This is a genomic window from Streptomyces sp. NPDC059398, assembly GCF_042751845.1.
GTDB lineage: Bacteria > Actinomycetota > Actinomycetes > Streptomycetales > Streptomycetaceae > Streptomyces.
The window spans coordinates 1-24,603 of sequence record NZ_JBHYWP010000116.1; the positions used below are offsets into that span (position 1 = coordinate 1).

Below are 24,603 nucleotides of genomic sequence, written 5' to 3' on the forward strand. Positions count from 1 at the left end.
AGCGCCCGCCCCCCCCCCCCCCCGCGCCCGCCCCCGCGGCTTGGCCCAGCAGGTCGCCGACCGGCTCGCACTCACCCCGGAGCTGCGCCGCACACTGGCGGAACTCGCCCCCGCGGGCCGGTGTGGTGCTGGGCGGCTACTTCTTCGAGGTGAACTCCTCGTAGGCGGCCACGACTTCCTCCGCCGGGCCGTCCATCCGCATCGTCCCCGACTCCAGCCAGATGGCCCGCTCGCAGGTCTCCAGGATCGACTTGTTGCTGTGGCTGACCAGGAAGACGGTGCCCGCCGACTCACGCAGTTCGGCGATCCGGTCCTGGCTGCGGCGCTGGAACCTCGCGTCGCCGGTGGAGAGCGCCTCGTCGATCATCAGGACGTCGTGGCTCTTGGCGGCGGCGATGGAGAACCGCAGCCGGGCGCCCATGCCTGACGAGTACGTCCGCATCGGCAGCGAGATGAAGTCGCCCTTCTCGTTGATACCGGAGAAGTCGACGATGTCCTGGTAGCGCTCGCGGACCTCCTCCCGGGTCATCCCCATGGCCAGGCCGCCGAGCACCACATTGCGCTCGCCGGTCAGATCGCTCATCAGGGCGGCGTTGACGCCGAGCAGTGAGGGCTGGCCCTGGGTGTAGACCCGGCCGGACGCGGCGGGCAGCAGCCCGGCCACGGCCTTCAGCAGGGTCGACTTCCCCGAGCCGTTGGAGCCGATCAGACCGATGGCCTCGCCCTTGTGCGCGACGAAGGTCACCCCCCGGACCGCGTGCACCTCGCGGGTGCCCGGCCGGGGCTTGCGGGAGATGATCCGGTTCAGCGCCGATGTGGCGCTGCCCTTGCCGGATCCGGTGCCCTGGATCTTGTAGACGATGTGCAGGTCGTCCGCGATGACGGTCGGAATCGCCGGGCCCGCCGGGGTTGCCGGGCCCGCCGCAGCCCCGGCGCCCTGGGGCGCGGCGGAGATCGGCGTCATGGTCGGAGGCAGCGCGCCCCTCTCGTACTCAGCCACGTCCGTACTGCTCCTCTGCCTTCCAGAAGTAGATAAAGCCGCCCGCCCCTGCGAGGACCGCCCAGAAGACCGCCAGCGCCCAGACGTGCGGCGGGAGCTGGTTCGCGTGGTAGCTGTCGATGAGCGCGTAACGCATGAGATCGATGTAGACGGCGGCCGGATTGGCCTGCAGCGACAGCAGTACGAGGTGCGGGAGGTGGTCGTGGGCCAGCACCTTCTTGATGCTCCACATCACGCCCGAGACGTACATCCAGGTGCGCAGGATGAACGGCATCAGCTGGGAGACGTCCGGGGTCTTGGCCGCGAGCCTGGCCATGACCATCGAGACGCCCGTGTTGAACAGCGCCTGAAGCACCAGCGCCGGGACCGCGAGCACCCAGCTGACCGTCGGGTACTTGCCGAAGCAGACCAGGATGACGACCAGCGCGCCCATCGAGAAGAGCAGCTGCTGGAGCTGCTGGACGGCGTACGCGATGGGCAGCGAGGCCCGGGGGAAGTGCAGCGCGCGCACCAGGCCGAGGCTGCCGCTGATCGCCCGGGTGCCCGTCTGGATCGAGTTGCTGGTGAACGTCCAGATGAAGACGCCGGTCACCAGGAACGGGATGAAGTCGGGGACTCCGTGGCTGGTGCCGAGCAGGACACCGAAGATGAAGTAGTAGACCGCCGCGTTCAGCAGCGGTGTCATGATCTGCCAGATCTGCCCCAGCTTCGCCTGGCTGTACTGCGCGGTCAGCCGGGCGGTGGCGAAGGCGGTGATGAAGTGCCGGCGCCCCCAGGTCCTGCGGATGTACGTGAACAGCGGAGGGCGGGCGCCGCTGATGGTCAGGCCGTGTGCGGCGGCCAGCGCGGCCAGATCCTGCGGGGGCTGCGGGGAGACCCTCGGAACGGCCGCCTCCGTGGCGGGCGCGGTCCGGGCTGTCGTGGGGATCACAGCATTCGCTTTCGACAGAGTTCGACAGGGTTCGACGAGATCCGATGGTCTTCGCGGGTGTTCTGGGTGTTCTGGGTTTTCGGGGCGTTCGGGGACGTTCGTCGGGGCGATGGAGTCCGGCGGGGTTTCACCGGAGGGGGCCGGGTCGACCGGCTCCACACGGAAGAAGTCGACCGGCTCCACACGGAAGAAAGGGAAGCACGGGTGTGAACACCCCGTGGCACACGTCGCAACGGATACGTATCGTCGTAACGCCGAGGTTAGGACGGATTGACGTCGAAACGCAACCGTATCGTCGCGACGAATAGGTAAACTTCTCCCCATGGCATCCCCTGACCCTCGTACGACCCGCCGGGCCCCCGCTGGAGCCGCAGTGCTCCGGGAGGATGTGACGGAGGCGATCCGCGCCGCCGTCTTCGAGGAGCTGGCGGCTGTCGGATACGCGCGGATGTCCATCGAGGCCATCGCCCGCCGGGCCGGTGTCGGCAAGACCGCGGTCTACCGCCGCTGGAAGTCGAAGCTGTATCTGGTCCTCGATCTGGTCACGGCGTTCGCGGTGCAGGGCCTGCCCGCGCCCGCGACCGGCTCGCTGTACGGCGATGTACGCGCCCTGCTCGCCGTGGCGTCGACCGCGCTGCGCCACCCCGTCGCCTCGCAGGTCATCCCCGATCTGCTGGTCGAGGCCGCCCGCCAGCCGGAGATCGCCGACGCGATCAAGGCGGCGCTTCTCGACAGCCAGAAGGGCGTCGCGGCCGCGGTCGTCCGCGACGCGGTGGCCCGCGGTGACCTGCCGGCCGGTGCCGACCCCGCACGGGCGCTCGAACTGATCGTGGGCCCGCTCTACTGGCGGCTCGCGGTGGTCAGGGACGACCTGCCCAAGGGCTATCTGGACGGACTCGCCTCGGCCGCGGTGGCGGCGCTCAAGGCGTAGGGCGGGGGCGGACGCCCGGACCCGGGCGGGGCGGCGGGGGCGGACGCCGGGGGTCGAGGACGGACCGCCCGGGATCGAGGCCGGAGCCGTCCGGGCTACGGGCCGCCCGCCCGGAACCTCTCATTGCCCGCCCGGAACGGAGCCGTGACTCTCCCTTTGCGCGCGCCTGTGCGAGGCCGACGCCCTGGAATCGTGGCTTCCACCGCGCCGTAACCGGCACCGACAAGTGCCGCACAACCGCTGAGCAGGGCCGAATCCGGGTAAATCTGCCCGGGACACGACAGGTCGGCCCGCTGGGGCGAATGATCGTGGCGATAGTACTGTGCACCCGCAACGAGAGATCGCCGGCGCAGAGCAGTGGGAAACGAGTGCACAGCATGACCATCCGAGTCAGCGTGATCATCCCGGTCTACAATCCGGGGCCCTACATCGAGGACTGCATCGCTTCGCTGCTGAGACAGTCCCTTCCCGACGACGCGTACGAAGCGGTCTTCGTGGACGACGGTTCCACGGACGGCACCGCCGAGCGCCTGGACCGGCTCGCTGCCGAGCACCCGCTGATCCACGTCGTCCACCAGGAGAACTCCGGCTGGTCGGGCAAGCCGCGCAATGTCGGGATCGCCGCAGCGCAGGGCGAGTTCGTGATGTTCGTCGACAATGACGACTGGCTGGGCGACGAGGCGCTGGAGCGGATGTACGACTACGGCGTCAAGCACGGCGCCGATGTCGTCGTGGGCAAGATGGCCGGCAAGGGGCGGCCCGTGCCGCGCGAACTCTTCCGCGTCAACCGGCCGCGCGCCACCGTGAAGAACGCCCCGCTGATCGACAGCCTCACGCCGCACAAGATGTTCCGCCGATCCTTCCTGGAGGAGACGGGGCTGCGCTTCCTCGAAGGGCGCCGCCGTCTTGAGGACCATGTCTTCGTCACCGAGGCGTATCTGCGGGCGAAGAGCGTCGCCGTCCTCAGCGACTACGTCTGCTACTACCACGTCAAGCGCGACGACGCCTCCAACGCGGGCTTCCGGCGTATCGAGCCGGTGGGCTACTTCCACAACCTCGGCGAGGCACTCGACGTCGTGGAGAAGTACACCGAACCGGGGCCGCTGCGCGACAAGCTGTACCGGCGGTGGTTCCGCAACGAGATGATCGAGCGGATGCGCGGCGCCCGGCTGCTGGCCACGCCGGACGACGGCTACCGGCAGGACATGTTCCAGGAGATGCACAAGATCGCCGTGGAGCGGTTCGGGCCGGGGGTCACCGCATCCCTGCTGCCCACGCAGCAACTCGTCGGCGCGCTCATCAAGGCCGACCGCTACCCGGACGTCGAGCGCTTCGCCCGCTGGGAGAGCGGCATCGCCGCGCACACCGAACTCACTGGGCTCGCCTGGGAAGGCGACGCGCTGAAGCTGGCGTTCACGGCCGGGCTGCGGGCGGGCGACGAGCCGGTCCACTACGTCAGGGAGGGCGGCGACGAGCTGATCGGCCTGCCCGACGGTCTCGACAGCCCCGAGATGCTCGCGCAGCTCGGAGTGAAACCCCTGGACGCTGCCGACCGGGCCAAGGTCGAACTGGTGGTGAGGGAACGGTCGAGCGCCGCCGAGTTCTACCAGCCCGTCGAGTTCACCAGGGAGCGGGTGGACGGCCCCCGGGCCGGGGATTTCCGGCTGGTGCTGCGGGGGACCGCGACCGTCACCCCCGGCACGGCGGCCGGCGGCGCGCCCCTGGGCACCGGCATCTGGGATGTGCTGGTGCGCGTCCACCAGAGCGGGTGGAACAAGAACGTCAGGCTCGGCTCGGTACGGTCCGACGCGGTCACGGCCGGCCGGCAGGCGGCGCTGGTGGGCGAGCCCGCACAGCTCGTCGCACCGTACTGGACCGCGGCGCACGGCAATCTCTCGCTCGATGTCGGTGCGACGACCGGTGTACTCGGCGGGGAGTACCGGAAGCTCAGCGTCCGTGAGGTCCGGCTGATGGACGGGCCGCTGCTCCTGGAGATGCTGCTGCCGCTGCGCACCGAGTCCGCCGGCGCAGTACCCGCCGCGCTCCACCTCACCGACCGCAAGGGTGCCCACGACGCCGTACGGGTGGCCGCGACGCTGACCAGGTCCACGGGACGGGCCGGGACGGTGCTGTGCGCCGACCGGCCCGAAGGCCAACTGCCCCCGGGCACCTGGAAGATGGCGGTGAGCGTGGGCAGCGAGGAGGCGGAGCGCACCCCGCTGCCCCTGGTGCTCGTCGCGTCGGAGGCATCCGGCGCGCTGACGGTCCGCCGCCCGCGCCGGAGCCTGGCGCCGCGGCGGGCCCGCCTGATGCGGACCCTCCGGCGCGGCGTTGTGGGGCGGGCGGTGCGCAGGGCCCGGCGGATGGCCGCGACGCGGTAGGACGGGCGGCGGCGCTTCAGTACTCAGCGGTTTGAGTACCCAGTGGTTTGAGTACTCAGCGGTTTCAGTGCCCGGCGGTTTCGATACCCCGCGGTTTCAGTACCCCCGCAGCGCCGCCAGTTCCGCCCGGACCGTGCGCAGGCTCGCGGTCCGGCCGCGCCTGCGGGCGAGCGTCGGCCAGATCCGTGAGCCGAGCAGGGCCTCGGGTTCGACGGCCTCCACCCGTTCGAGCAGTGCCTCCGGGACCTTCTGCGGGTCCGGCGTCAGCCACTCGGCGGCGATCGCGTCGTAACCGTCCTTGAGCACCGTGTTCGACCGGTCGGTGCCGAACACCAGGAAGACACCGGTCGGCTGGGTGTCGACCTGGACGGTGATCAGGTCCGGCCGGTGCTTGGCGACCACCGGGATGAACTTGTACACGTCCCCGGTCCACGGCCCGGACGGCTTCGTGCGCTCGCGGACGGCTTCCGCGTTGTTGCGCGGCAGCATGTCGTCGAGGACCACGACGCTCGACCAGCCGGTGAACCGCTCGGTGTTGATGAAGTCGCGCAGGGCGTACTCGAAGAGGTGCATCCCGTCGATGAACGCCAGGTCGACCTGGTTGGCACCGGTGTACGCGCCGAGCAGCGGGCGGCCCTTGCGCATGTTGCGCAGCGGGTTGCGGCAGCTCATCAGATGCCCCATCGGCTGCCGGCCGGCGAAGAAGGTGTCGCTGGTCGATGTCACCAGCTGGAGGTCGCAGTGCAGCCGCGTCCGGATCTTCGGGGCCGGGTCGACCGCGATGCTGGGGACCCGCGAGAGGGCGAGGCTCCGTCCGTCGTTGGTCCCGATCTCCAGATAGGTGCGCGGCTTCAGCACCGCGTGCAGCCGCTGGAGGAATTCGTGCCTGTGCATGGGGGCTCTCTCACGTGGGGGGATGGCACATCGTGATCAAAAGGCCATGCCGGGGTTAACGAAGGCGGGCAGGCGCGGTTGCGCGGGAGCCCGTCCCGGCCCGCCCGAACCACCCTTTCGGGCAGTAGCCCCAGGTGGGCGGTGAGAGGACGGACCCCGGCCGGCTACTTCACCGCGCCCGCCATGACGCCGTTGACGAACTGCCGCTGGAAGGCGAAGAACACCGCCAGCGGGATCACCATCGAGATGAACGCGCCGGGTGCCAGCACATCGATGTTGTTGCCGAACTGCCGGACCTGCTGCTGGAGCGCGACCGTGATCGGCGGGTGCTTGGAGTCCGCGAAGATCAGGGCGACCAGCATGTCGTTCCACACCCAGAGGAACTGGAAGATCCCCAGCGAGGCGATGGCCGGGCCGCCGAGCGGCATCACGACCCGGGTGAACAGCCGGATCTCCCCGGCCCCGTCCAGCCGCGCCGCCTCCAGCAGCTCCCTCGGGATCTCCGCGAAGAAGTTCCTCAGCAGGAAGATCGCGAACGGCAGCCCGAACGCCACATGGAAGAGGACCACCCCCGCCGTCGTCTCGAAGAGCCCGATCTCACCGAAGAGTTCCGAGACCGGGATCAGGGCCACCTGGACCGGTACGACCAGCAGGCCGACCACGATCAGGAACCACCAGTCGCGGCCGGGGAAGTCCATCCAGGCGAAGGCGTACGCGGCGAGCGAGCCGATGACCACCACCAGGACGGTCGCCGGGACGGTGATCATGACCGTGCTCAGCAGGGAGTCGGTGATGACCTTGTTGTCGAGGATCCTGGAGTAGTTGTCGAAGGTCAGCTGCGAGGGCGCGGTGAAGACCTTCCACCAGCCGGAAGCCGCGATGTCGGACGAGCCGCGCAGCGAGGACAGCAGCAGGCCGATCGTCGGCATCAGCCAGAACAGACCGGCCAGGACGAGGAAGACCCGCATCACCGTGGAGCCCGCCCGAGCCGCGATCCGGGCGGCCAGCGGCTCCTTCGCCCTTACGGGAGCGGGCGCGGGCAACCGCTCACCGGCTGCCCGTGGCGCGGGCATCTGCGCTTCGGTGGTCATCGGCGCCCCTCCTTCCGCATTCTGCGGATGTTGACGAGCATGATCGGGACGACCAGGAGCAGCAGCAGTACGGCGATGGCGCTGCCGGTCCCCAGATCCGCGTCCGTGCCGAACGACGAGCGGTAGAGCTGGAGCGCCAGGACGTTGGCGTCGTCCTGCGAGGAGCCGGGCGCCACGATGAAGACCAGGTCGAAGATCTTCAGGACGTTGATCATCAGCGTGACGAGCACCACCGCGAGGACCGGTGCGAGCAGCGGGATGGTGATCCGGCGGAACACCTGCCACTCGCCGGCCCCGTCCACCCGGGCCTGTTCGAGGAGTTCACGCGGGAGCCCGGCAAGGCCCGCCGCGATCAGCACCATGGCGAACCCGGCCCACATCCAGACGTAACTGCCGATGATCGACGGGGTGACCAGCGTCGGCCCGAGCCAGTTGACGCCGTTGTACGGTTCGCGGAAGTTCGACGCGGGCAGCCGCAGCAGCGCCCCGTCCGCCGCCGCGGGCAGGGTGAACGTACCGTCGGGCGCCGCCTTGGCGCTCGCCACCACCTTGCCGCCCTTGACCGCCTCGACCGTGACGCCCTTGAGCCCCCGCTCCTTGGGGTCGATGACGTTCGGCCGGCCGCCGCCGCCCAGGGTGAAGTCCAGCCAGGCGGTGCCGGACACCGAACCTGCCGCAGCCTCCGGGGCTCTGGCGGGCTTCGCCGACGAGGGCATCTTCGTGGGCAGTACGCCGACGAGCGGCAGCCGGACCGGGGCGCCCGCGTGTACCGGCTGCCTGGTCAGGAACGCGCCGCCGCCACCGGACTTCAGCGGGGCCACCGGCAGCGGGTGCGCCCCCGGGTATCCGGCGGACTCGGCGAACGTGTCATGCACACCCACCCAGACGGCGTTGGCCACCCCGCGCCCCGGGTCCTGCTCGTACACCAGCCGGAAGATGATGCCGGCGGCGAGCATCGAGATGGCCATCGGCATGAAGACGACCAGCTTGAACGCCGTTCCCCAGCGCACCCGTTCGGTGAGTACGGCGAAGATCAGCCCGAGCACGGTGGCGACGGTCGGGGCGACCACGACCCAGATCGCGGTGTTCTTGATCGCGGTGCGGATCGCGTCGTCGGTGAAGAGAGTCCGGTAGTTGTCGATGCCGATGAAGCGGGAGCCTGCCTGGTCGAAGAAGGACCGGTAGACCGAGTACCCGATCGGGTAGACCACGAGCGCGCCGAGCAGCACCAGGGCGGGCAGCAGGAAGACCGCCGCCAGGACTTTACGTGTGCCTGTCACGCTCTTGTGCGGCTTTCCGGCGGGGGGCGCCCCGTTGAGGGCGTCCCCCGCGACAGCGGAAGTCATCGCCGCGTCAGTTCTTGTACGCCTTGGCCGCGTCGGACTCCAGCTTCTGCTGGGTCCCCGCGATGTCCTTCGGGTTCTTCAGGAAGTCCTGGAGGTCCTTCCACTCGCCCTTGCCCGGCGTACCGCCGAAGGACTGCGGCGCCTGGTCCGACATGTCGAAGCGGATGTCGTCGCCCGCCGCGACCAGCGCCTTGGCGATGGTGCGCTGGACGTCATTGGGGTACGCCGACAGATCCAGGCCCTTGTTGGGCGAGACGAAGCCGCCGGAGCCCGCGGCGATCTTCGCCGCGTCCGTGGAGGCCAGCCAGGTCAGCAGCGCCTGCGCCCCCTTGGAGTCCTTGAGGATCACCGCGGCGTCGCCGCCGGTCACCACCGGCGCCTTGGCGCCCACCGCGGGGAACGGGAAGACCTTCGCGTCGGTCCCCACCTTCGCCTTGGTCTGCGCGATGTTGGTCTGCGCGAAGTCGCCCTCGAAGACCATCGCACCCTTGGGCTGGTCACCGCCGGTGAAGGTCTGGGTCACCGAGGCGGGGAACTCGGTCTGGAGCGCGCCGTCCGCACCGCCCGCGATGAGCGACGGCTTGCCGAAGAGCTGCGCGAGCGTCGTCAGCGCCGCCTTCACCGAGGGGTCCGTCCACTTGATCTTGTGCTGGGCCAGCTGGTCGTACTTCTCCGGGCCCGCCTGGGAGAGATAGACGTTCTCGAACCAGTCGGTCAGCGTCCAGCCGTCCGCTCCGCCCACCGAGACCGGGGTGACACCCGAGGCCGACACGGTCTCGGCCGTCTTGAGGAAGTCCGGCCAGGTCCTGGGCTCACTCGCCCCCGCGTTCTGCAGCGCCTTGGCGTTGTACCAGACCAGCGACTTGTTGGCGGCCTTGAAGTACACGCCGTACTGCTTGCCGCCGACCGCGCCGAGGTCCTTCCAGACCTGCGCGTAGTTCTTGTCCAGCTGTGCCTGCGCGTCCGGGCCCACCGGCTTCGCCCACTTCTTGGCCACGGCCTGGGTGATCGCGCCGACCTGCGGCATCATCGCCACGTCCGGCGGTGCGCCACCGGCGATCTTCGTCCCGAGGAAGTTGACGATCGGGTCCTGCGCGGGCACGAAGGTGACCGAGGCCCCGGTCCGCTTCTCGAACTCCTTGAGCACCTTGATGAAGTTCGCCTGCTCGGGGCCGGTCCAGACGGCGGCCACTTCGAGCTTCGTACCCTTCAGAGCGGGCAGCTCGACCCCGGACGCGGAGGCGCTGCTCTTTCCGGCGGGCTTGTCGCTCCCGGTGTCCTTCTTGCTGTCGCTGCCGCATCCCGCGGCCAGGACGAGCGAACCCGCGGCCAGCACCGCCAGAACGGTCCTGCGCGAACGCAGAACGGCGCCGCCCGAATGCGGACCCGAGTATGGAAAGGCTCTGCGTGAACGCAGAGCTGTGCCTGTAGTGCGCATCTGCCCCGACCTCTCCCGTGCGCGTACGGCTGACGCGCCCATGACATCGGCGACGCCGTCGCCCCGTGGGCACAGTCCTACGCCGGGTCACTCCGGGGCCGCAATACCGGACCGTGGTCCAAGTATCCGATCGTGATGGGCCTGTGACGTTACGTCAGGCATTCAGGGAGGGTATGGACATCGCGTCGACCGACCGCGCGGCCCGCTCCAGGGCGCTGGCCAGCAGTGCCAAGTCCGTTGGGCCATTGCCGAGTTCACGGACGGGGCGGCGGGCCGGCGGGTCGCCCATCCGCTCCCACTCCAGCGGGACGACGGTCGGCCGCAGTGTCGCCGTACGCGGAATACGGCCCGTCACCCGGCCGCCCTGGAACGGTGTCACGCCCCGGTCGGGGCGGCCCAGCCTGCCCCGGCCCGGCGCCGGGGCGTCCGGCGCGGGGGAGGACGGCGGGGCGTCGAGCACCACCCGCAGCCCGCTGACCCGGGCCAGCTCGGTGTCCGCCGTACGGTCCGGCCGTGCCGATGCGGCGATCAGGTGGACGCCGAGCCGCTCGCCTTCCCTGGCCACCGCGTCCAGCGCCCGGACGACCGAGCCCGCGGTGGGGCGCCCGGGGCTGCCGAGCGCCGGTGCGACCAGCGCGTCGAAGTCGTCGACGATCACCACGAGCCGGGGGAGCGGTGTGGGGCCGGGCATCGGGTCGGTGCGCGCTCCGGCCGGGCGCAGCCGCAGCGTGCCGCTGGTCGGTGACTCGATGTCGCCGCTCTGCTCTTCCTGGCCGGGCCGGCGCGGTCCCACCACCCGCTCCGCCACCGCCCGGGTCCGGTGCCACTCGGCGAAGCTGCCCGTGCCGAGCAGCTCGGCCCGGCGCTTCAGCTCGCCGCCGAGCGCCTGCGCGAACTCCCGCATCCGGACCGGGTCGGACGCCACCAGACAGGTCGAGGCGTGCGGCAGCTCCGTACAGGCCCGCAGGCCCTCGCCGCGCTCGCCGCCCGCCCCGTCGACCAGGATCAGCCCGAGCCGGTCCGGCCGGGCGGCTGCCGCCAGCGAGGCCGCGATGGCGCGCAGCAGCTCCGTACGGCCGCTGCCCGGCGGACCCTCGATGAGCAGATGCGGCCCCTCGGTGGCCAGGTCCACGGTGACCGGGCCGCGCGGCCCGGCGCCGAGCACGGCGGTCGTCTCGGCCGCGGCGGCCCAGCGGGCCATCAGCGATGCGGGCGTGGCGCGGGCCAGCCCCAGCTCGTCCAGGAGCCGGGACGAGGCGGGCAGCGCCGCGGCCTGCCGGGCGGGGGTGCCGGCCACCGACGCGTCGGCCCGCAGAGGTGCGAGCGCCCGGCCGAACCGCTCGGCCCAGGCCGCCGACACCGCGTCGACCACGGCGAACGTGCCACGGCTCGCGGACTGCCCGGCCGCCGCCGGATGGATTCCGCGCGCGGTACGCAGCAGCCGCAGCGCGGTGGCCACATCGCCGCTCAGCAGGGCGGCGGCCCCGCACTCGCGGAAGGCGAGCGAGGCGGCGCAGGCGGCTTCGTAGGTCGTTTCGAGCGGGGAGGCGGGGGAGGCCGCCGCGGTCTCCGCGAGACAGAGGACATGCACCCCGCAGGCGGCGCCCGCCGAGGCCAGCCGCGCGGTGGTCTCGCGCAGGGCGGCCGAGCCGGGGTCGCCGTCGACGATCAGCAGGGTGGCGGGGCCGTCGTACCGCTCGGCCGCCGCCGAGACCGCGCCCGGCTCGGCGGACGCCCAGCCCGTTCCCAGCGGGCCGTCGTCCAGCCGGCGCACCAGCTCGGCGGTACGGGCTGTCGCCTGTTCCCTGTCGTAGGCCAGCAGGAGCCGGCAGTCCTGGCCGTGTGCGGGCCGGACATGCGGCAGCCAGCCGAGCCAGCCCCAGTCGGACGTGCGCGCATCGAGGGAGCGCCCCCGGTCCGTACTGACCAGGACGATCTCCAGGTCCGTCGGCGGATGCAGCGCGGCGAGCTGGGCGACCGCCGAACGGGCCAGACCGGCCAGCCGCTCACGGGGCCCGGCCAGCCCGAGTGAACCGGCCTCGCGGAGCGAGACCGTCACGGGCACGGCAGGCACCACACCGCCCCCGCCGGGGCCGGTCCTGTCGGCGGTGCCGAGCCGGATGACGAGCGCCTCACGGTGGTCGGGGGCGCGCTCCCAGAGCCGGGGTCCCGGGCCCAGCGCGGTGAGCAGCAGGGCGGCCGGATCGGGCCAGGTGTCCGCGCCGGGCACCCCGGCCGCCGGGTCCTGCGGTGCGCCGGACGGGTCCGCGGACCTGCTGCCCGGCAGGGGCCTGTCGCGTACGGCGTCGGGCCGGCCGCCGGTGAGCCGCCTCGCCCAGGCCCCTATACCGCCCCGTCTGCGCGCGCCGTCGTCCGTCCCGGGGGCGCTTTGGGGGGCGGGGGCGCCGCTGCCGCGGGGGCCGGTCGGGTCGGTGCCGGTGCCGGTGCCGGTGCCGGTGGTGTGTGTGCCGGTCGTGTCGCCGCTGCCTGGGCCATGGGGGGCAGCGGTGGGGCCGGGGGCGATGGCACCCGTGCCGCCCGTGCCGTTCGTCCTGTTTGTGCTGTTCGGAGCGCTCCTGGGATCGGAGCGGCCGGTGCCGCGGGTGCGGCCGGTGTCGAAGCCGTCCTGTGCGCGTTCGTGGGTCTCCGCGCTCCGGTCGGGCCGCAGCCTGGTGCCGCGCGCGGGCGTGCCCTGGCGGCCCCGGGAGGCGAATTCGGCGTCCTGGGCGTAGGCCGCCGCGGCCTCGTCGTAGAGATTGCTGTAGGGGTCGTGCGGCCGCTGGGCACCGACCGTGCTGACGCGCCGCGAGCCCGGCCCGCCGCCACGGGAGGCGCCAGGAGCGCCGCCCTGTTCGGGTATCCGGGCCTCGGGGGAAGCGGCGGCGTCGCTCCCGGCCCCGGGGCCGGAATGGGGGAGGGCGCCGGGGCCGGGCCCCGTACGGGTGTCTGTGGGGCCGGTGGCCTGAGCGGGCACCGTCCCGTACCGGACCTCACCCGTCCCGTAACCGTTCGCACCGGGACCGGCACCGGGGCCCGCATCCGCTCCTGTACGCGTACCTGCACCCGCCGCCTGTCCGCCGCCCGCCGCCGGTCCGCCAACGGCCGCCGGTCCACTGCCCGCCGCCGGTCCGCCCGCTGCCGTACCGGCCGTTCCCGGGCCCGTCGGCGCAGGGGCCGTGCCGGCGCGGGCGACCCGCAGATGGCCTTCGCCGTCCGGGACGGCCGCGATCCCGTCCTGCGCTCCGCCGTCCGCCGTCGTGATCCGCAGCGCCGACTCACCGATCCGGAGCAGGGAGCCCGGTGTCATACGGACCGGGGCGGCGGCGACGCCCGAGCCGTCCAGCGTCGTGCCGTTGGTCGAGCCGAGGTCGGCGACCGTCACCCGGCCGTCCTGCTCCACCGTCACCGCGCAGTGCATGCGTGAGACGTCCGGGTCGTCCAGCGGGACATCCGCATCGGCGGAGCGGCCGATACGGATCTGTCCGCCGTGCAGCAGATGGACACCGCCCGCGTCCGGCCCGGCGACCACATGGAGCTGGGTGGCCGATCCGTCGCCCCGGTCGTCCCCATCGGCCGGGACCTGGAGCGAGAGCACCGCTCCGTCCACGAGCGGGGGCTCACCGAGGGCGGAGCGCTGCAGGTCGAGGCGGTGCCCGCCCGCGTACAGCACGACGCTTCCCGAACCCGTGCCCTCCGGGCCCGCGGCCGCCGTGGCGAGGCCGGACGCGACGGTGGCCAGCGCCGCCCCGGCCGGGGCGGTGACGAGCACGTCGCAGGAGCGCGCCTCGGACACGGAGCGGCCGCTGCGCGGCGCGAGGACGGTCAGCCGGATCTGCATAGCCGTCAGCGGTCCCTTCTGCGGAGGGTGCCTGGCAGGAGCCGCCCTGTGATCTCCCCCACCCGGCAGGTCGGCACGGATTCCCGGGCCCCCGGCCCCACAACTCCGTGCTGAAGGCATCCTCGCATCTGCCACTGACAACACGCCCGGCGGTCACGGCCAAGTGATCTTGAATGGTCGGCTCTGGACGTAAAAGTGCCTGGTTGGGATCGCGGCTGACCTGCCAGGAGGCGCAGGCGGGCGCACCGCGGCAACCATCGGGACGCTCCTGGCGTCTTGCCTTCGAACACAACTGGAACCAGTGGGAACCGGCTGGAGGCGTTGGACTCCAGCGGAAACACGGCTGGAAAAGGGCTGGAAGACGGCTGGAAACCGGCCGTCGACCGGCTGGAACCGGCCCCGGAACCCGATCCCGGCCACCGGCCGTCACAACCACCGGACGGAGCGGAAGCAGCTCCGGAAGATCATCGGCCGGTACCCCCATGAGCGGCACTAGAGTGGGGCGGACATCCGGGCGGGGGGCCGGTGGACCAGGCAAGGGACGACGATCACAGGGAGCGCATGACGTGCGGCCCGTAGGCAGCAAGTACCTGCTCGAGGAGCCGCTGGGACGCGGCGCCACGGGCACCGTCTGGCGTGCCAGCCAGCGGGAGACCGCAGGGGCCGAGGCGGCCGTCGCCGGTCAGCCCGGCGAGACCGTGGCGATCAAGGTCCTCAAGGAGGAGCTGGCGAGCGACCCGGACGTGGTGATGCGCTTCCTGCGGGAGCGCTCCGTCCTGCTGCGGCTGACCCACCCCAACATCGTGCGGACCAGGGACCTCGTCGTCGAGGGCGATCTCCTGGCGCTCGTCATGGACCTGATCGACGGCCCGGACCTGCACCGCTATCTTCGGGAGAACGGCCCGTTCAGCCCGGTCGCCGCCGCACTGCTCACCGCCCAGATCGCCGACGCACTGGCCGCCAGCCACGCGGACGGTGTCGTCCACCGCGACCTGAAGCCCGCGAACGTCCTGGTCAAGCAGGACGCCGACGGCCAGATGCACCCGATGCTCACCGACTTCGGCATCGCCCGCCTCGCGGACTCGCCCGGCCTGACCCGTACCCACGAGTTCGTCGGCACGCCCGCCTATGTCGCACCGGAGTCCGCCGAGGGCCGCCCGCAGACCTCCGCTGTCGACATCTACGGCGCGGGCATCCTGCTGTACGAACTGGTCACCGGACGGCCCCCGTTCGCGGGCGGCACGGCCCTCGAAGTCCTCCAGCGCCACCTCAACGAGGACCCGCGCAGGCCCACCACCGTCCCCGAGGCGCTCTGGACGGTCATAGAGCGCTGCCTCAGCAAGGACCCGGACCGCCGCCCCAGCGCGGAGAACCTGGCCCGCGGGCTGCGTACGGTCGCCGACGGCATCGGCGTCCGCGCCACGCCCGCGCAGGTCGCCGCCGCACTCGGGGTGGGCGCGCTGCTGGCACCGGACCCCGCGCCCGCGGAGGTGCCCGAGACGCCCGGCGCCGCCGACCCCACCCAGGTCCTGCCGAACAACGCCGGGGCGAACGCCGGGGCGTACGACCCCAACGCGCGCACCAGCGTGCTGCCCAGCACCGGCGCGCCCGGCCCGGACGGACGCCCGGGGCCCGGCGCCGCGGATCCGACCGCCGTGCTGCCGCCCGTGCCCGGCGGGGCCCAGGACTCCGAGCAGCCGCACCCCTGGCAGAGCCAGCTCAGCGCGGCCCGCGACCGCAACGAGCAGACCCAGGTGCAGTATCTGGCGCCGGAGCAGGACCCGCTGCGCCACCGGCCGCAGCGGCCCCAGCAGCCGCCGCAGTACCGGCAGCCCCAGCAGCAGTACCCGCCCCAGCAGCAGCGGTACGCACCCCAGCAGCAGCAGCAGCAGCAACAGCAGCCCCAGCAACAGCAGTACGCACCGCAGCGCCGGCCGCAGCAGCGCCCTCAGCAGCCGTACGAACCCCCGCAGCAGCCCCAGGCACGTGCCCCGCGCGAGCCCCGGCCGCCGCGGCAGCGCAGCGCCAACCCGATGAAGATCCCCGGCCTCGGCTGCCTCAAGGGCTGCCTCTTCATGGTCGTGATCCTCTTCGTCGGCTCCTGGCTGATCTGGGAACTGACCCCGCTGCAGCACTGGATCGGCACCTCCAAGAGCTTCCTCTCGGAGATCTCCGACGGGTACCACTCGGTCAAGGACTTCGTACAGGGGCTCGGCAGCTCCGGCGGAAACTGACAGCACGCGCGGGACGGCCGGGTCGGACAGTACGCACGGGACGGCCGGGTCGGACAGCACGCCGTACCCGGCCCCGGGTCGGTATTACCGGCCCGGCCCGGCCCGGCCCGGTCCGTGTACCGGACCCGGTCCGGATTACCGCCCCGGGGCCCGGTCTGTATACATGTCGACTTCCGCGAAATGAATTACCCCCGCAGAAGTGAGGGTTCCTGTCATCCGGGGCACGGAACACCCCGGCACCCGCGTATTTTGGGAGCCGGAGACCGCCCGGAGACCCTGCTTCCGTCCAGGGACGCAGCCCCGGGCCCGGTACAGCGCCAGCCGCTGAGGGAGCAGTCTTGGCACGGAAGATCGGCAGCCGGTACACCGCGCACCAGATCCTGGGGCGCGGGAGCGCGGGCACGGTGTGGCTGGGCGAGGGGCCGTCGGGCCCGGTCGCCGTCAAGCTGCTGCGTGAGGACCTCGCGGGCGACCAGGAGCTGGTCGGCCGCTTCGTACAGGAGCGCACCGCGCTGCTCGGCCTCGACCACCCGCACGTCGTCTCCGTACGCGACCTCGTCGTGGACGGCAACGACCTCGCCCTCGTCATGGACCTGGTCCGGGGCACCGACCTGCGCACCCGCCTCGACCGCGAGCGCCGCCTCAGCCCCGAGGCCGCCGTGGCCATCGTCGCGGACATCGCGGACGGTCTCGCCGCCGCGCACTCCGCGGGCGTCGTGCACCGCGACGTCAAGCCGGAGAACATCCTCCTGGACATGCAGGGCCCGCTCGGCCCCGGCGGTTCGCACCCGGCCCTGCTCACCGACTTCGGTGTCGCCAAGCTCATCGACGCCCCGCGCCGGGCGCTGCCCGCGAGCCCGGCCGGACCGGGCCGCCCCCAGGCTTCGAAGATCATCGGTACCCCCGACTACCTCGCCCCCGAGATCATCGAGGGCCTGCCGCCGCGCGCCTCCGTCGACATCTACGCCCTGGCGACGGTCCTCTACGAACTCCTCGCGGGCTTCACCCCCTTCGGCGGCGGACACCCCGGCGCGGTCCTGCGCCGCCATGTCACCGAGACCGTCGTACCGCTGCCCGGCATCCCCGACGACCTCTGGCAGCTGCTGGTCCAGTGCCTCGCGAAGGCCCCGGCGTCCCGGCTGCGCGCGTCCGAGCTGGGCGAGCGGCTGCGCGCGCAGCTCCCGCACCTCGCGGGCATCCCGCCGCTCGATGTGGACGAGCCCGATGAAGCGGAGCCGGGGGAGCAGCCTCAGGAGGGGACGGCGTACGAACCGTCCCCGCCCACCGAGGGCCGCCGCCGCGGCGCGGTCCCGCTCGTCCCCGGCTCATCGGCCGACTCCAACCGGGACACCCATACGAGCATGCGTGTCCCGGCCCCCGACGAACTGGCGGGCGGCCCCCTGGGCACGGCCCGCGCGCCCCGCTCCCCGAGCAGGCCCGGCTCGGCCCGCCACCGCTCCACCGCCGAGGCGGTGCGCAAGCGCCGTATCAAGCTGGGCGCCGCCGCCCTGGTCGTCGCCGCCGCGGTGGGCGTCGGCGGCTGGCTGGCCACATCGTCGGGCGACGACGGCGGACGGGCCCCGCAGGACAGCCACCAGTCGGCGCCGTCCGGCCCGTAGCGGCGCGGGAGGCAGCCCGATCGCAAGGGCCGGGGACCGCCCCCGCTCCAAGCCGTTACGCTGGTGGCGTGGCAGTCGTCGATGTATCCGAAGAGCTGAAGTCCCTCTCCTCGACCATGGGGTCGATCGAGGCCGTCCTGGACCTCGACAAGCTGAGGGCCGATATCGCCGTGCTGGAGGAGCAGGCCGCGGCGCCGTCCCTGTGGGACGACCCGGAAGAGGCCCAGAAGATCACCAGCAAGCTTTCCCACCTGCAGGCCGAGGTCCGCAAGACGGCGACGCTGCGCGGGCGGATCGACGACCTGGGTGTGCTCTTCGAGCTCGCCGAGGCCGAGGACGACGCCGACACCTTCGCCGAGGCCGAGTCGGAGCTGGAGGCCGTGCGCAAGGCGCTCGACGAGATGGAGGTCCGCACCCTCCTCTCCGGCGAGTACGACGCCCGTGAGGCGCTCGTCAACATCCGCGCGGAGGCCGGCGGCGTCGACGCGGCGGACTTCGCCGAACAGCTCCAGCGCATGTACCTCCGCTGGTCCGAGCGGCACGGCTACGGCACCGAGGTCTACGAGACGTCGTACGCGGAGGAGGCCGGCATCAAGTCGACCACCTTCGTCGTGAAGGCGCCGTACGCGTACGGCACGCTCTCGGTCGAGCAGGGCACCCACCGGCTGGTCCGTATCTCGCCCTTCGACAACCAGGGGCGCCGCCAGACGTCCTTCGCGGGTGTCGAGGTGCTCCCGGTGGTGGAGAAGACCGACCACGTCGAGATCGACGAGACCGAGCTGCGCGTGGACGTCTACCGCGCCTCGGGCCCCGGCGGCCAGGGCGTCAACACCACGGACTCCGCGGTCCGGCTGACCCACATCCCCACCGGCATCGTCGTCTCCTGCCAGAACGAGCGCTCGCAGATCCAGAACAAGGCCAGCGCGATGAACGTGCTGCAGGCCAAGCTCCTGGAGCGCCGCCGCCAGGAGGAGCAGGCGCTGATGGACTCGCTCAAGGGCGACGGCGGCAACTCCTGGGGCAACCAGATGCGTTCGTACGTCCTGCACCCGTACCAGATGGTCAAGGACCTGCGTACGGAGTACGAGGTCGGCAACCCGCAGTCGGTGCTCGACGGTGAGATCGACGGCTTCCTCGAAGCCGGAATTCGCTGGCGCAAGCAGCAGGAGAAGTAGACCGCCTCTCCGGCGCCGTCGAACCAGCGCTTTATCGACATGGTGAGTAGGGGAACTGCCGTCCTGGAGACGGTAGTTCCCCTACTGCGTCACAGTCGTATTCCCGTACGCCGGGCAAGTCACTGCATTTCAGGCATCGCGCCCGCAACGGCCTTGACGCGCTTCTTAAAACTCGGAAAAGTGACACGCGGCATGCGTAATTCTGGGGCGCGTGTGATCGGGGGGACGGACCACATGACCCCTACGGCCTGCCTGCCCCGTGCGCTGCACCATTGACAATGAAGCTACTGGGGGTAGCAGCCAGATGACCAAGAAGACGCGGATTCGCGTAGCGCGCATAGCTGCAGGCGCAGTGATCGCCGCAGGCGCTTCGCTGACCGCCGCGGGCGCGGCACAGGCCGCGGATATCAACCTTCCCGGCCTTTCGATCCACACCGGTGGCGACGACGACGGCGACAACGGCGGTGGCGGCGACTGCTCGCCGCTCGACCCGACCTGCACGCCCGGTGGCACCAGCGGTGACCAGTCCGGCGGTAATGCCGCGGGTGGTGACGAGTCCGGTGGCAACGCTGCGGGTGGTGACCAGTCGGGCGGTAACGCTGCGGGTGGTGACGAGTCCGGTGGCAACGCTGCCGGTGGTGACCAGTCGGGCGGTAACGCCGCGGGTGGTGACGAGTCCGGCGGTAACGCTGCCGGTGGTGACGAGTCCGGCGGTAACGCTGCCGGTGGTGACCAGTCGGGCGGTAACGCTGCGGGTGGTGACGAGTCCGGTGGCAACGCTGCCGGTGGCGACCAGTCCGGTGGCAACGCCACGGGCGGTGACACGAGCGGCGGCGACCAGTCCGGTGGCTCGTCCACCAGCGGCTCGACCACGGGCGGCGGCGACAACGGCGGTAACTCCGGCTCCACCGGCGGCGGCCACCACGGCGGCACCTCCGGCTCCGCCAGCAACGGCTCCTCGTCGACCGGCGGTTCCTCCACGGGCGGTTCCACGACCGGCGGTTCCGTCACCGGCACCCAGCCCGACAACATCGGCTCCCAGCCGGTCGAGCAGGGCAAGCCCAAGCAGGAACTCGCCGAGACCGGTGCGGGTGAGACCACGTTCCTGATCATCGGTGCGGCCACGATGATCGCCGGCGGCATCGGCTTCCGTATGCTGCCGCGTCTCGCCGGCCGTGGCGGAAACCTCGCCTGACGTCCAGCGCGTACGAGGAAGGGCCCCGGATTCCGAACGGAACCCGGGGCCCTTCCCCATGCTCGGTGAAGCTCTCGGATGCCCGGTGAAGCTCTCGGACGATCCGGCGGCTCTCAGACGGCCTGATGCGCCAGCAGGGCCACCGCGGCCATCAGCACGATCAGCGCACCGATCAGCACCAGCGGGTGCACTCCGCCGAAGGGGCCTTCCTGCTGCTGGAGGCGCTCCCTGCTGGCCCGGCAGACCTGGCAGCGGCCCTCACTGACAGGGGACGCGCAATGGGCGCACACCAATCGGTCGTAGGTCATGCGCACTCCTCCCATGCGGCGGAGCCGTTCCACGCGCTGTCACTCCCGACAACGCCCGGCGAACCGCAACTGTTCCCCTTACCACTGTGCCAGCTTCCGCGCGTTTCGGCGCGCCCCGCCTGATTCCGCCCGGTCCGTACCCGGGGCCAACGCGGACATACCACGCATCGGCGGATGCTGCATGCGGGCGCACTCCGGCTTCGCGTAATGTCACGCTCACCTATTCCCGGCCGACGTGGTGCACTCGTGATCCGATTCGACAACGTCTCCAAGACCTACCCCAAGCAGAACCGCCCCGCCCTGCGGGATGTCTCCCTTGAGATCGAGAAGGGAGAGTTCGTCTTCCTGGTGGGTTCATCCGGCTCGGGCAAGTCGACTTTTCTGAGGCTCGTCCTGCGCGAGGAGCGCACCAGCCACGGCATGGTGCACGTCCTCGGCAAGGACCTCGCGCGCCTGTCGAACTGGAAGGTGCCGCAGATGCGCCGCCAGCTCGGCACGGTCTTCCAGGACTTCCGGCTGCTGCCGAACAAGACCGTCGCGGAGAACGTCGCGTTCGCGCAGGAGGTCATCGGCAAGCCGCGCGGAGAGATCCGCAAGGCCGTCCCCCAGGTCCTCGACCTCGTCGGCCTCGGCGGCAAGGAGGACCGGATGCCCGGTGAACTCTCCGGTGGTGAACAGCAGCGCGTGGCCATCGCGCGCGCCTTCGTCAACCGCCCCATGCTGCTGATCGCGGACGAGCCGACCGGCAACCTCGACCCGCAGACCTCCGTCGGCATCATGAAGCTGCTGGACCGGATCAACCGCACCGGTACCACCGTGGTGATGGCCACTCACGACCAGCAGATCGTCGACCAGATGCGCAAGCGCGTCATTGAACTTGAGAAGGGCCGTCTCGTACGCGACCAGTCGCGCGGCGTCTACGGCTACCAGCACTGAAAGGACGCCATGCGCGCCCAGTTCGTCCTGTCGGAGATCGGCGTGGGTCTCCGCCGCAATCTCACGATGACCTTCGCGGTCATCGTCTCCGTCGCCCTGTCCCTCGCCCTGTTCGGTGGCTCGCTGCTCATGCGCGACCAGGTGAACACGATGAAGGGCTACTGGTACGACAAGGTCAACGTCTCGATCTTCCTCTGCTCCAAGGGTGATGTGGAATCCACCCCGAAGTGCGCCAAGGGTCCGGTGACCGAGGAGCAGAAGAAGTCGATAGAGACCGATCTCAACAAGATGACCGACCTGGTCCAGAAGGTCAGTTACGAGAGCACAGACGAGGCGTACAAGCACTACCAGCAGGAGTTCAAGGGCGCCCCGATGACGGGCTCCATCACGCCGGACCAGCTCCAGTCGTCGTTCCGCGTCAAGCTCAAGGACCCCACCAAGTACAAGGTGATCGCCACCGCGTTCGCCGGCCGGGACGGTGTCATGACCGTCCAGGACCAGCGCGGCATCCTGGAGAACCTCTTCGCGCTCCTCAACGGCATGAATGTGGCCGCGCTCTGTGTGATGGCCCTGATGCTCGTGATCGCGCTGATGCTGATCGTCAACACCGTGCGGGTGTCGGCGTTCAGCCGCAGACGCGAGACCGGGATCATGCGCCTGGTGGGCGCGTCCAGCTTCTACATCCAGATGCCGTTCATCATGGAGGCCGCGTTCGCCGGTCTGCTGGGCGGACTCGTGGCCTGCGGAATGCTGCTCGTCGGCCGCTACTTCCTGATCGACCACGGCCTCGCCCTGCACGAGAAGCTGAACCTGATCGACTTCATCGGCTGGGACGCCGTGCTGTCGAAACTGCCGCTGGTGCTCGCGATCGGGCTGCTGATGCCCGCACTCGCCGCTCTCTTCGCGTTGCGCAAGTACCTGAAGGTGTGAGACACGCCCTGTGTGCCGCGGGGTGAACGCCCCATACGGCACACGGGCGTCGGTCTACAGTGGTCGCCATGTCAGGCCCGGAATTCGTCGAGCCGCCCCGCAGCCTTCGCCGCGGGGCGGCTCTGACGTTGGTCTTCGTGAGCGTTCTCGCCACGGCTGCGGCCACCAACTCCCTGCCCGGCGACGGGCATACGCCGCGCCCGGCCCGTACCGGCAGCGCCGCGTCCACCGTCGACGGCGCCGAACTCGCCAGGGCCGCTTCGGATGCGGTCGCCGACGGCAAGTCCGGTACGAAGGCCGCCGAGGGGATAGTCAGCCGCAGCGGCGACCGCTGGGGCGCCGTGTACGACCGGAGCGGCTACGAGCAGTTCGAGGACGCCCTCGACGGCGAGTACACCGGCGTCGGCCTGTGGGCCAGGCGCGGCCGGGACGGCCGCATCGAGGTGGCCAGGGTCCAGCCCGGCGGCCCGGCCGCGCGGGCCGGACTGCGCGCCGGCGACCTGCTCCGTACGATCGACGGCCGCCAGGTCGGCACCCGGCCGGTCACCGATGTGCTCTCGCAGCTGCGCGGCGGCGACCGCGCGTCCGTCCCCGGTACGCCGGTGGTCGTCGGCGTACGGCGCGGAGACGACACCGTGACGAGGACCCTGCACCGGGCCAGGCTCACCACCGACCCGGTCACCGTGACACGGCTGCCGGGCCGGGCGACCCGGATCAAGGTCACCGCCTTCACCAGGGGCTCCGGAGCCCGGGTGCGGGAGGCCGTACGGGCGGCTCCGGCGGGTGGCGGCATCCTGCTGGACCTGCGGGGGAACAGCGGCGGCCTGGTCGCCGAGGCCACCACGGCCGCCTCCGCGCTCCTGGACGGCGGTCTGGTCGCCACGTACGACGTGCACGGCGCACAGCGCGCCCTCTACGCACAGCGGGGCGGCGACACGGGCCGGCCGCTGGTCGTCCTGATCGACGGCGGCACGATGAGCGCGGCCGAGCTGCTCACCGGGGCCCTCCAGGACCGTGGCCGGGCGGTCACGGTCGGTTCCCGCACCTTCGGCAAGGGCTCGGTCCAGATGCCGAGCGCGCTGCCCGGCGGCTCAGTGGCGGAGCTCACCGTCGGCCACTACCGCACACCGGCGGGCCGCAGCGTGGACGGCCGGGGCATCACCCCGGACGTGACAGCGGGCGACCGGGCCGAGGCGCGGGCGGAGACAGTATTGAGTGGCCTCGGGGGAGGGGCGTAGTGCGAAAATGGACGCACTATGGCTAAGGAAACCGGGCGGAAGATGATCGCCCAGCACAAGAAGGCACGGCACGACTACCTGATCCTCGACACATACGAGTGCGGGCTGGTCCTGACCGGTACCGAGGTGAAGTCGCTGCGGATGGGCCGGGCGTCGCTGGTCGACGGCTTCGTCCAGATCGACAACCACGAGGCCTGGCTGCACAACGTGCATGTACCGGAGTACACGCAGGGCACCTGGACCAACCACAGCGCGCGCCGGAAGCGGAAGCTGCTGATGCACCGCATGGAGATCGACAAGCTGGAGTCGAAGTCCCAGGAGTCGGGCCACACGATCGTGCCCCTGGCGCTGTACTTCAAGGACGGCCGGGCCAAGGTCGAGATCGCGCTGGCGAAGGGCAAGAAGGAGTACGACAAGCGGCAGACTCTCCGCGAGAAGCAGGACCGCCGCGAGACGGACCGGGCGATCTCGGCGGCCCGCAGGAAGCAGCGCGCCTGACCGGCCCCGCGGGGACGTGGACCTGGCGGGGACGCCGACCTGCGGGGAATACAGTGGCACCGCCGTACGTTGGTCACGTACGATGGCACTGCACCCCACGGGGCGCGGTACCACCTTGAAAAATCAACATGGGGATGATCGGTTTCGACAGCGGCTGTTGAAGCAGGGGAAGCGAGCCGAGGAAGCGGCAATGATCTCGTAAACCATATGTCGCAAAAAATAATCGCCAATTCTAAGCGCGATTCCCAGTCCTTCGCCCTCGCTGCCTAATAAGCAGTGACTGAAGGACCCTAAATGGGTGTCAGCCCGGGGAAGTTCCCGACCCGGATCCTGGCATAAGCTAGGGAACTAAACCACTGGTCCCGGTCACGGGGATCAGTGGGAAACCAAACAGTGACTGGGCCTGTCGGAGACTTGTTCGCGAGATCTCCGGGGCCGAGAAAATCGCAGCGAACTGCGCTCGGAGAAGCCCTGGTCCGGCACCGTTGGACGCGGGTTCGATTCCCGCCATCTCCACCACCCCATGTGTGGCTCATGCCCTGCCGGATTGTTCCGGTGGGGCATGAGCCTTTTTCTGTGTGTCGTGTGGCCGGGCAGTGGCCGCCGGGACGTCCCGGCGG

General features: G+C 71.0%; 18 protein-coding genes and 1 other RNA gene. 11 read left to right on the forward strand and 8 right to left on the reverse strand.

Features of this window, described 5'->3' with window-relative positions; translation table 11 throughout:
• Nucleotides 1-136: 136 nt before the first annotated feature.
• Entirely contained in the window at nt 137-964 is an 828-nt protein-coding gene (locus ACFXBC_RS30465; RefSeq protein WP_385031684.1) for an ABC transporter ATP-binding protein, read from the reverse strand.
• A 28-nt stretch (nt 965-992) separates the two neighbouring features.
• On the reverse strand, nt 993-1,931 hold the full coding sequence (locus tag ACFXBC_RS30470; RefSeq protein ID WP_385031642.1) for an ABC transporter permease: 939 nt from the start codon (nt 1,929-1,931) through the stop codon (nt 993-995).
• Between the two features lie 322 nt (nt 1,932-2,253).
• On the opposite strand from ACFXBC_RS30470, the gene ACFXBC_RS30475 reads away from it, so the two are divergent.
• Together ACFXBC_RS30475 and ACFXBC_RS30480 are read left to right on the forward strand one after the other, a co-directional pair.
• Complete coding sequence (locus ACFXBC_RS30475) at nt 2,254-2,862, forward strand: TetR/AcrR family transcriptional regulator (protein ID WP_385031645.1); 609 nt, start codon at nt 2,254-2,256, stop codon at nt 2,860-2,862.
• A gap of 377 nt (nt 2,863-3,239) precedes the next feature.
• Complete coding sequence (locus ACFXBC_RS30480; protein WP_385031648.1) at nt 3,240-5,243, forward strand: glycosyltransferase family 2 protein; 2,004 nt, start codon at nt 3,240-3,242, stop codon at nt 5,241-5,243.
• Nucleotides 5,244-5,339: 96 nt separating this feature from the next.
• Here ACFXBC_RS30480 and ACFXBC_RS30485 read toward each other — a convergent pair whose 3' ends face one another.
• The 5 genes from ACFXBC_RS30485 to ACFXBC_RS30505 all read right to left on the reverse strand — a co-directional run bounded on the left by ACFXBC_RS30485 (nt 5,340) and on the right by ACFXBC_RS30505 (nt 13,850).
• The gene (locus tag ACFXBC_RS30485) at nt 5,340-6,137 is read right to left on the reverse strand and encodes a class I SAM-dependent methyltransferase (RefSeq protein ID WP_385031651.1); all 798 of its coding nucleotides are present in this window, start codon (nt 6,135-6,137) and stop codon (nt 5,340-5,342) included.
• Between the two features lie 164 nt (nt 6,138-6,301).
• Nucleotides 6,302-7,210 carry a carbohydrate ABC transporter permease gene (locus ACFXBC_RS30490; protein ID WP_385031687.1) on the reverse strand — a complete coding sequence of 303 codons (909 nt, stop codon included), beginning with the start codon at nt 7,208-7,210 and terminating at the stop codon, nt 6,302-6,304.
• Nucleotides 7,211-7,224: 14 nt separating this feature from the next.
• Nucleotides 7,225-8,574 carry a carbohydrate ABC transporter permease gene (locus tag ACFXBC_RS30495; RefSeq protein WP_385031653.1) on the reverse strand — a complete coding sequence of 450 codons (1,350 nt, stop codon included), beginning with the start codon at nt 8,572-8,574 and terminating at the stop codon, nt 7,225-7,227.
• Nucleotides 8,575-8,581: 7 nt separating this feature from the next.
• Complete coding sequence (locus ACFXBC_RS30500) at nt 8,582-10,012, reverse strand: ABC transporter substrate-binding protein (protein ID WP_385031656.1); 1,431 nt, start codon at nt 10,010-10,012, stop codon at nt 8,582-8,584.
• Between the two features lie 154 nt (nt 10,013-10,166).
• Nucleotides 10,167-13,850, reverse strand: coding sequence for an FtsK/SpoIIIE domain-containing protein (locus ACFXBC_RS30505; protein ID WP_385031658.1), 3,684 nt, complete (start codon nt 13,848-13,850; stop codon nt 10,167-10,169).
• A 566-nt stretch (nt 13,851-14,416) separates the two neighbouring features.
• Here ACFXBC_RS30505 and ACFXBC_RS30510 point away from each other — a divergent pair.
• The 4 genes from ACFXBC_RS30510 to ACFXBC_RS30525 all read left to right on the forward strand — a co-directional run bounded on the left by ACFXBC_RS30510 (nt 14,417) and on the right by ACFXBC_RS30525 (nt 20,073).
• A complete protein-coding gene (locus ACFXBC_RS30510) occupies nt 14,417-16,084 on the forward strand; it encodes a serine/threonine-protein kinase (protein WP_385031661.1) in 1,668 nt (555 codons plus the stop codon).
• Nucleotides 16,085-16,422: 338 nt separating this feature from the next.
• The gene (locus tag ACFXBC_RS30515) at nt 16,423-17,703 is read left to right on the forward strand and encodes a serine/threonine-protein kinase (protein WP_385031664.1); all 1,281 of its coding nucleotides are present in this window, start codon (nt 16,423-16,425) and stop codon (nt 17,701-17,703) included.
• A gap of 68 nt (nt 17,704-17,771) precedes the next feature.
• A complete protein-coding gene (prfB, locus tag ACFXBC_RS30520) occupies nt 17,772-18,878 on the forward strand; it encodes a peptide chain release factor 2 (RefSeq protein ID WP_385031667.1) in 1,107 nt (368 codons plus the stop codon).
• 304 nt (nt 18,879-19,182) lie between these two features.
• Complete coding sequence (locus tag ACFXBC_RS30525; RefSeq protein WP_385031670.1) at nt 19,183-20,073, forward strand: hypothetical protein; 891 nt, start codon at nt 19,183-19,185, stop codon at nt 20,071-20,073.
• Nucleotides 20,074-20,186: 113 nt separating this feature from the next.
• On the opposite strand, the gene ACFXBC_RS30530 is transcribed toward ACFXBC_RS30525, so the two are convergent.
• The gene (locus tag ACFXBC_RS30530; RefSeq protein WP_385031673.1) at nt 20,187-20,381 is read right to left on the reverse strand and encodes a hypothetical protein; all 195 of its coding nucleotides are present in this window, start codon (nt 20,379-20,381) and stop codon (nt 20,187-20,189) included.
• Between the two features lie 246 nt (nt 20,382-20,627).
• Between ACFXBC_RS30530 and ftsE the strand changes: the two genes are divergently transcribed.
• From ftsE to ssrA, 5 genes are all read left to right on the forward strand, one after another.
• The gene (gene ftsE, locus ACFXBC_RS30535) at nt 20,628-21,317 is read left to right on the forward strand and encodes a cell division ATP-binding protein FtsE (RefSeq protein ID WP_164266073.1); all 690 of its coding nucleotides are present in this window, start codon (nt 20,628-20,630) and stop codon (nt 21,315-21,317) included.
• 9 nt (nt 21,318-21,326) lie between these two features.
• The gene (gene ftsX / locus ACFXBC_RS30540; RefSeq protein ID WP_327297304.1) at nt 21,327-22,247 is read left to right on the forward strand and encodes a permease-like cell division protein FtsX; all 921 of its coding nucleotides are present in this window, start codon (nt 21,327-21,329) and stop codon (nt 22,245-22,247) included.
• A gap of 68 nt (nt 22,248-22,315) precedes the next feature.
• Nucleotides 22,316-23,485, forward strand: a complete 1,170-nt coding sequence (locus tag ACFXBC_RS30545) for a S41 family peptidase (protein WP_385031677.1) — start codon at nt 22,316-22,318, stop codon at nt 23,483-23,485.
• An 18-nt stretch (nt 23,486-23,503) separates the two neighbouring features.
• Entirely contained in the window at nt 23,504-23,983 is a 480-nt protein-coding gene (smpB, locus tag ACFXBC_RS30550) for an SsrA-binding protein SmpB (RefSeq protein ID WP_385031680.1), read from the forward strand.
• A 130-nt stretch (nt 23,984-24,113) separates the two neighbouring features.
• Nucleotides 24,114-24,502, forward strand: a transfer-messenger RNA (tmRNA) gene (ssrA, locus tag ACFXBC_RS30555).
• Nucleotides 24,503-24,603 lie beyond the last annotated feature (101 nt).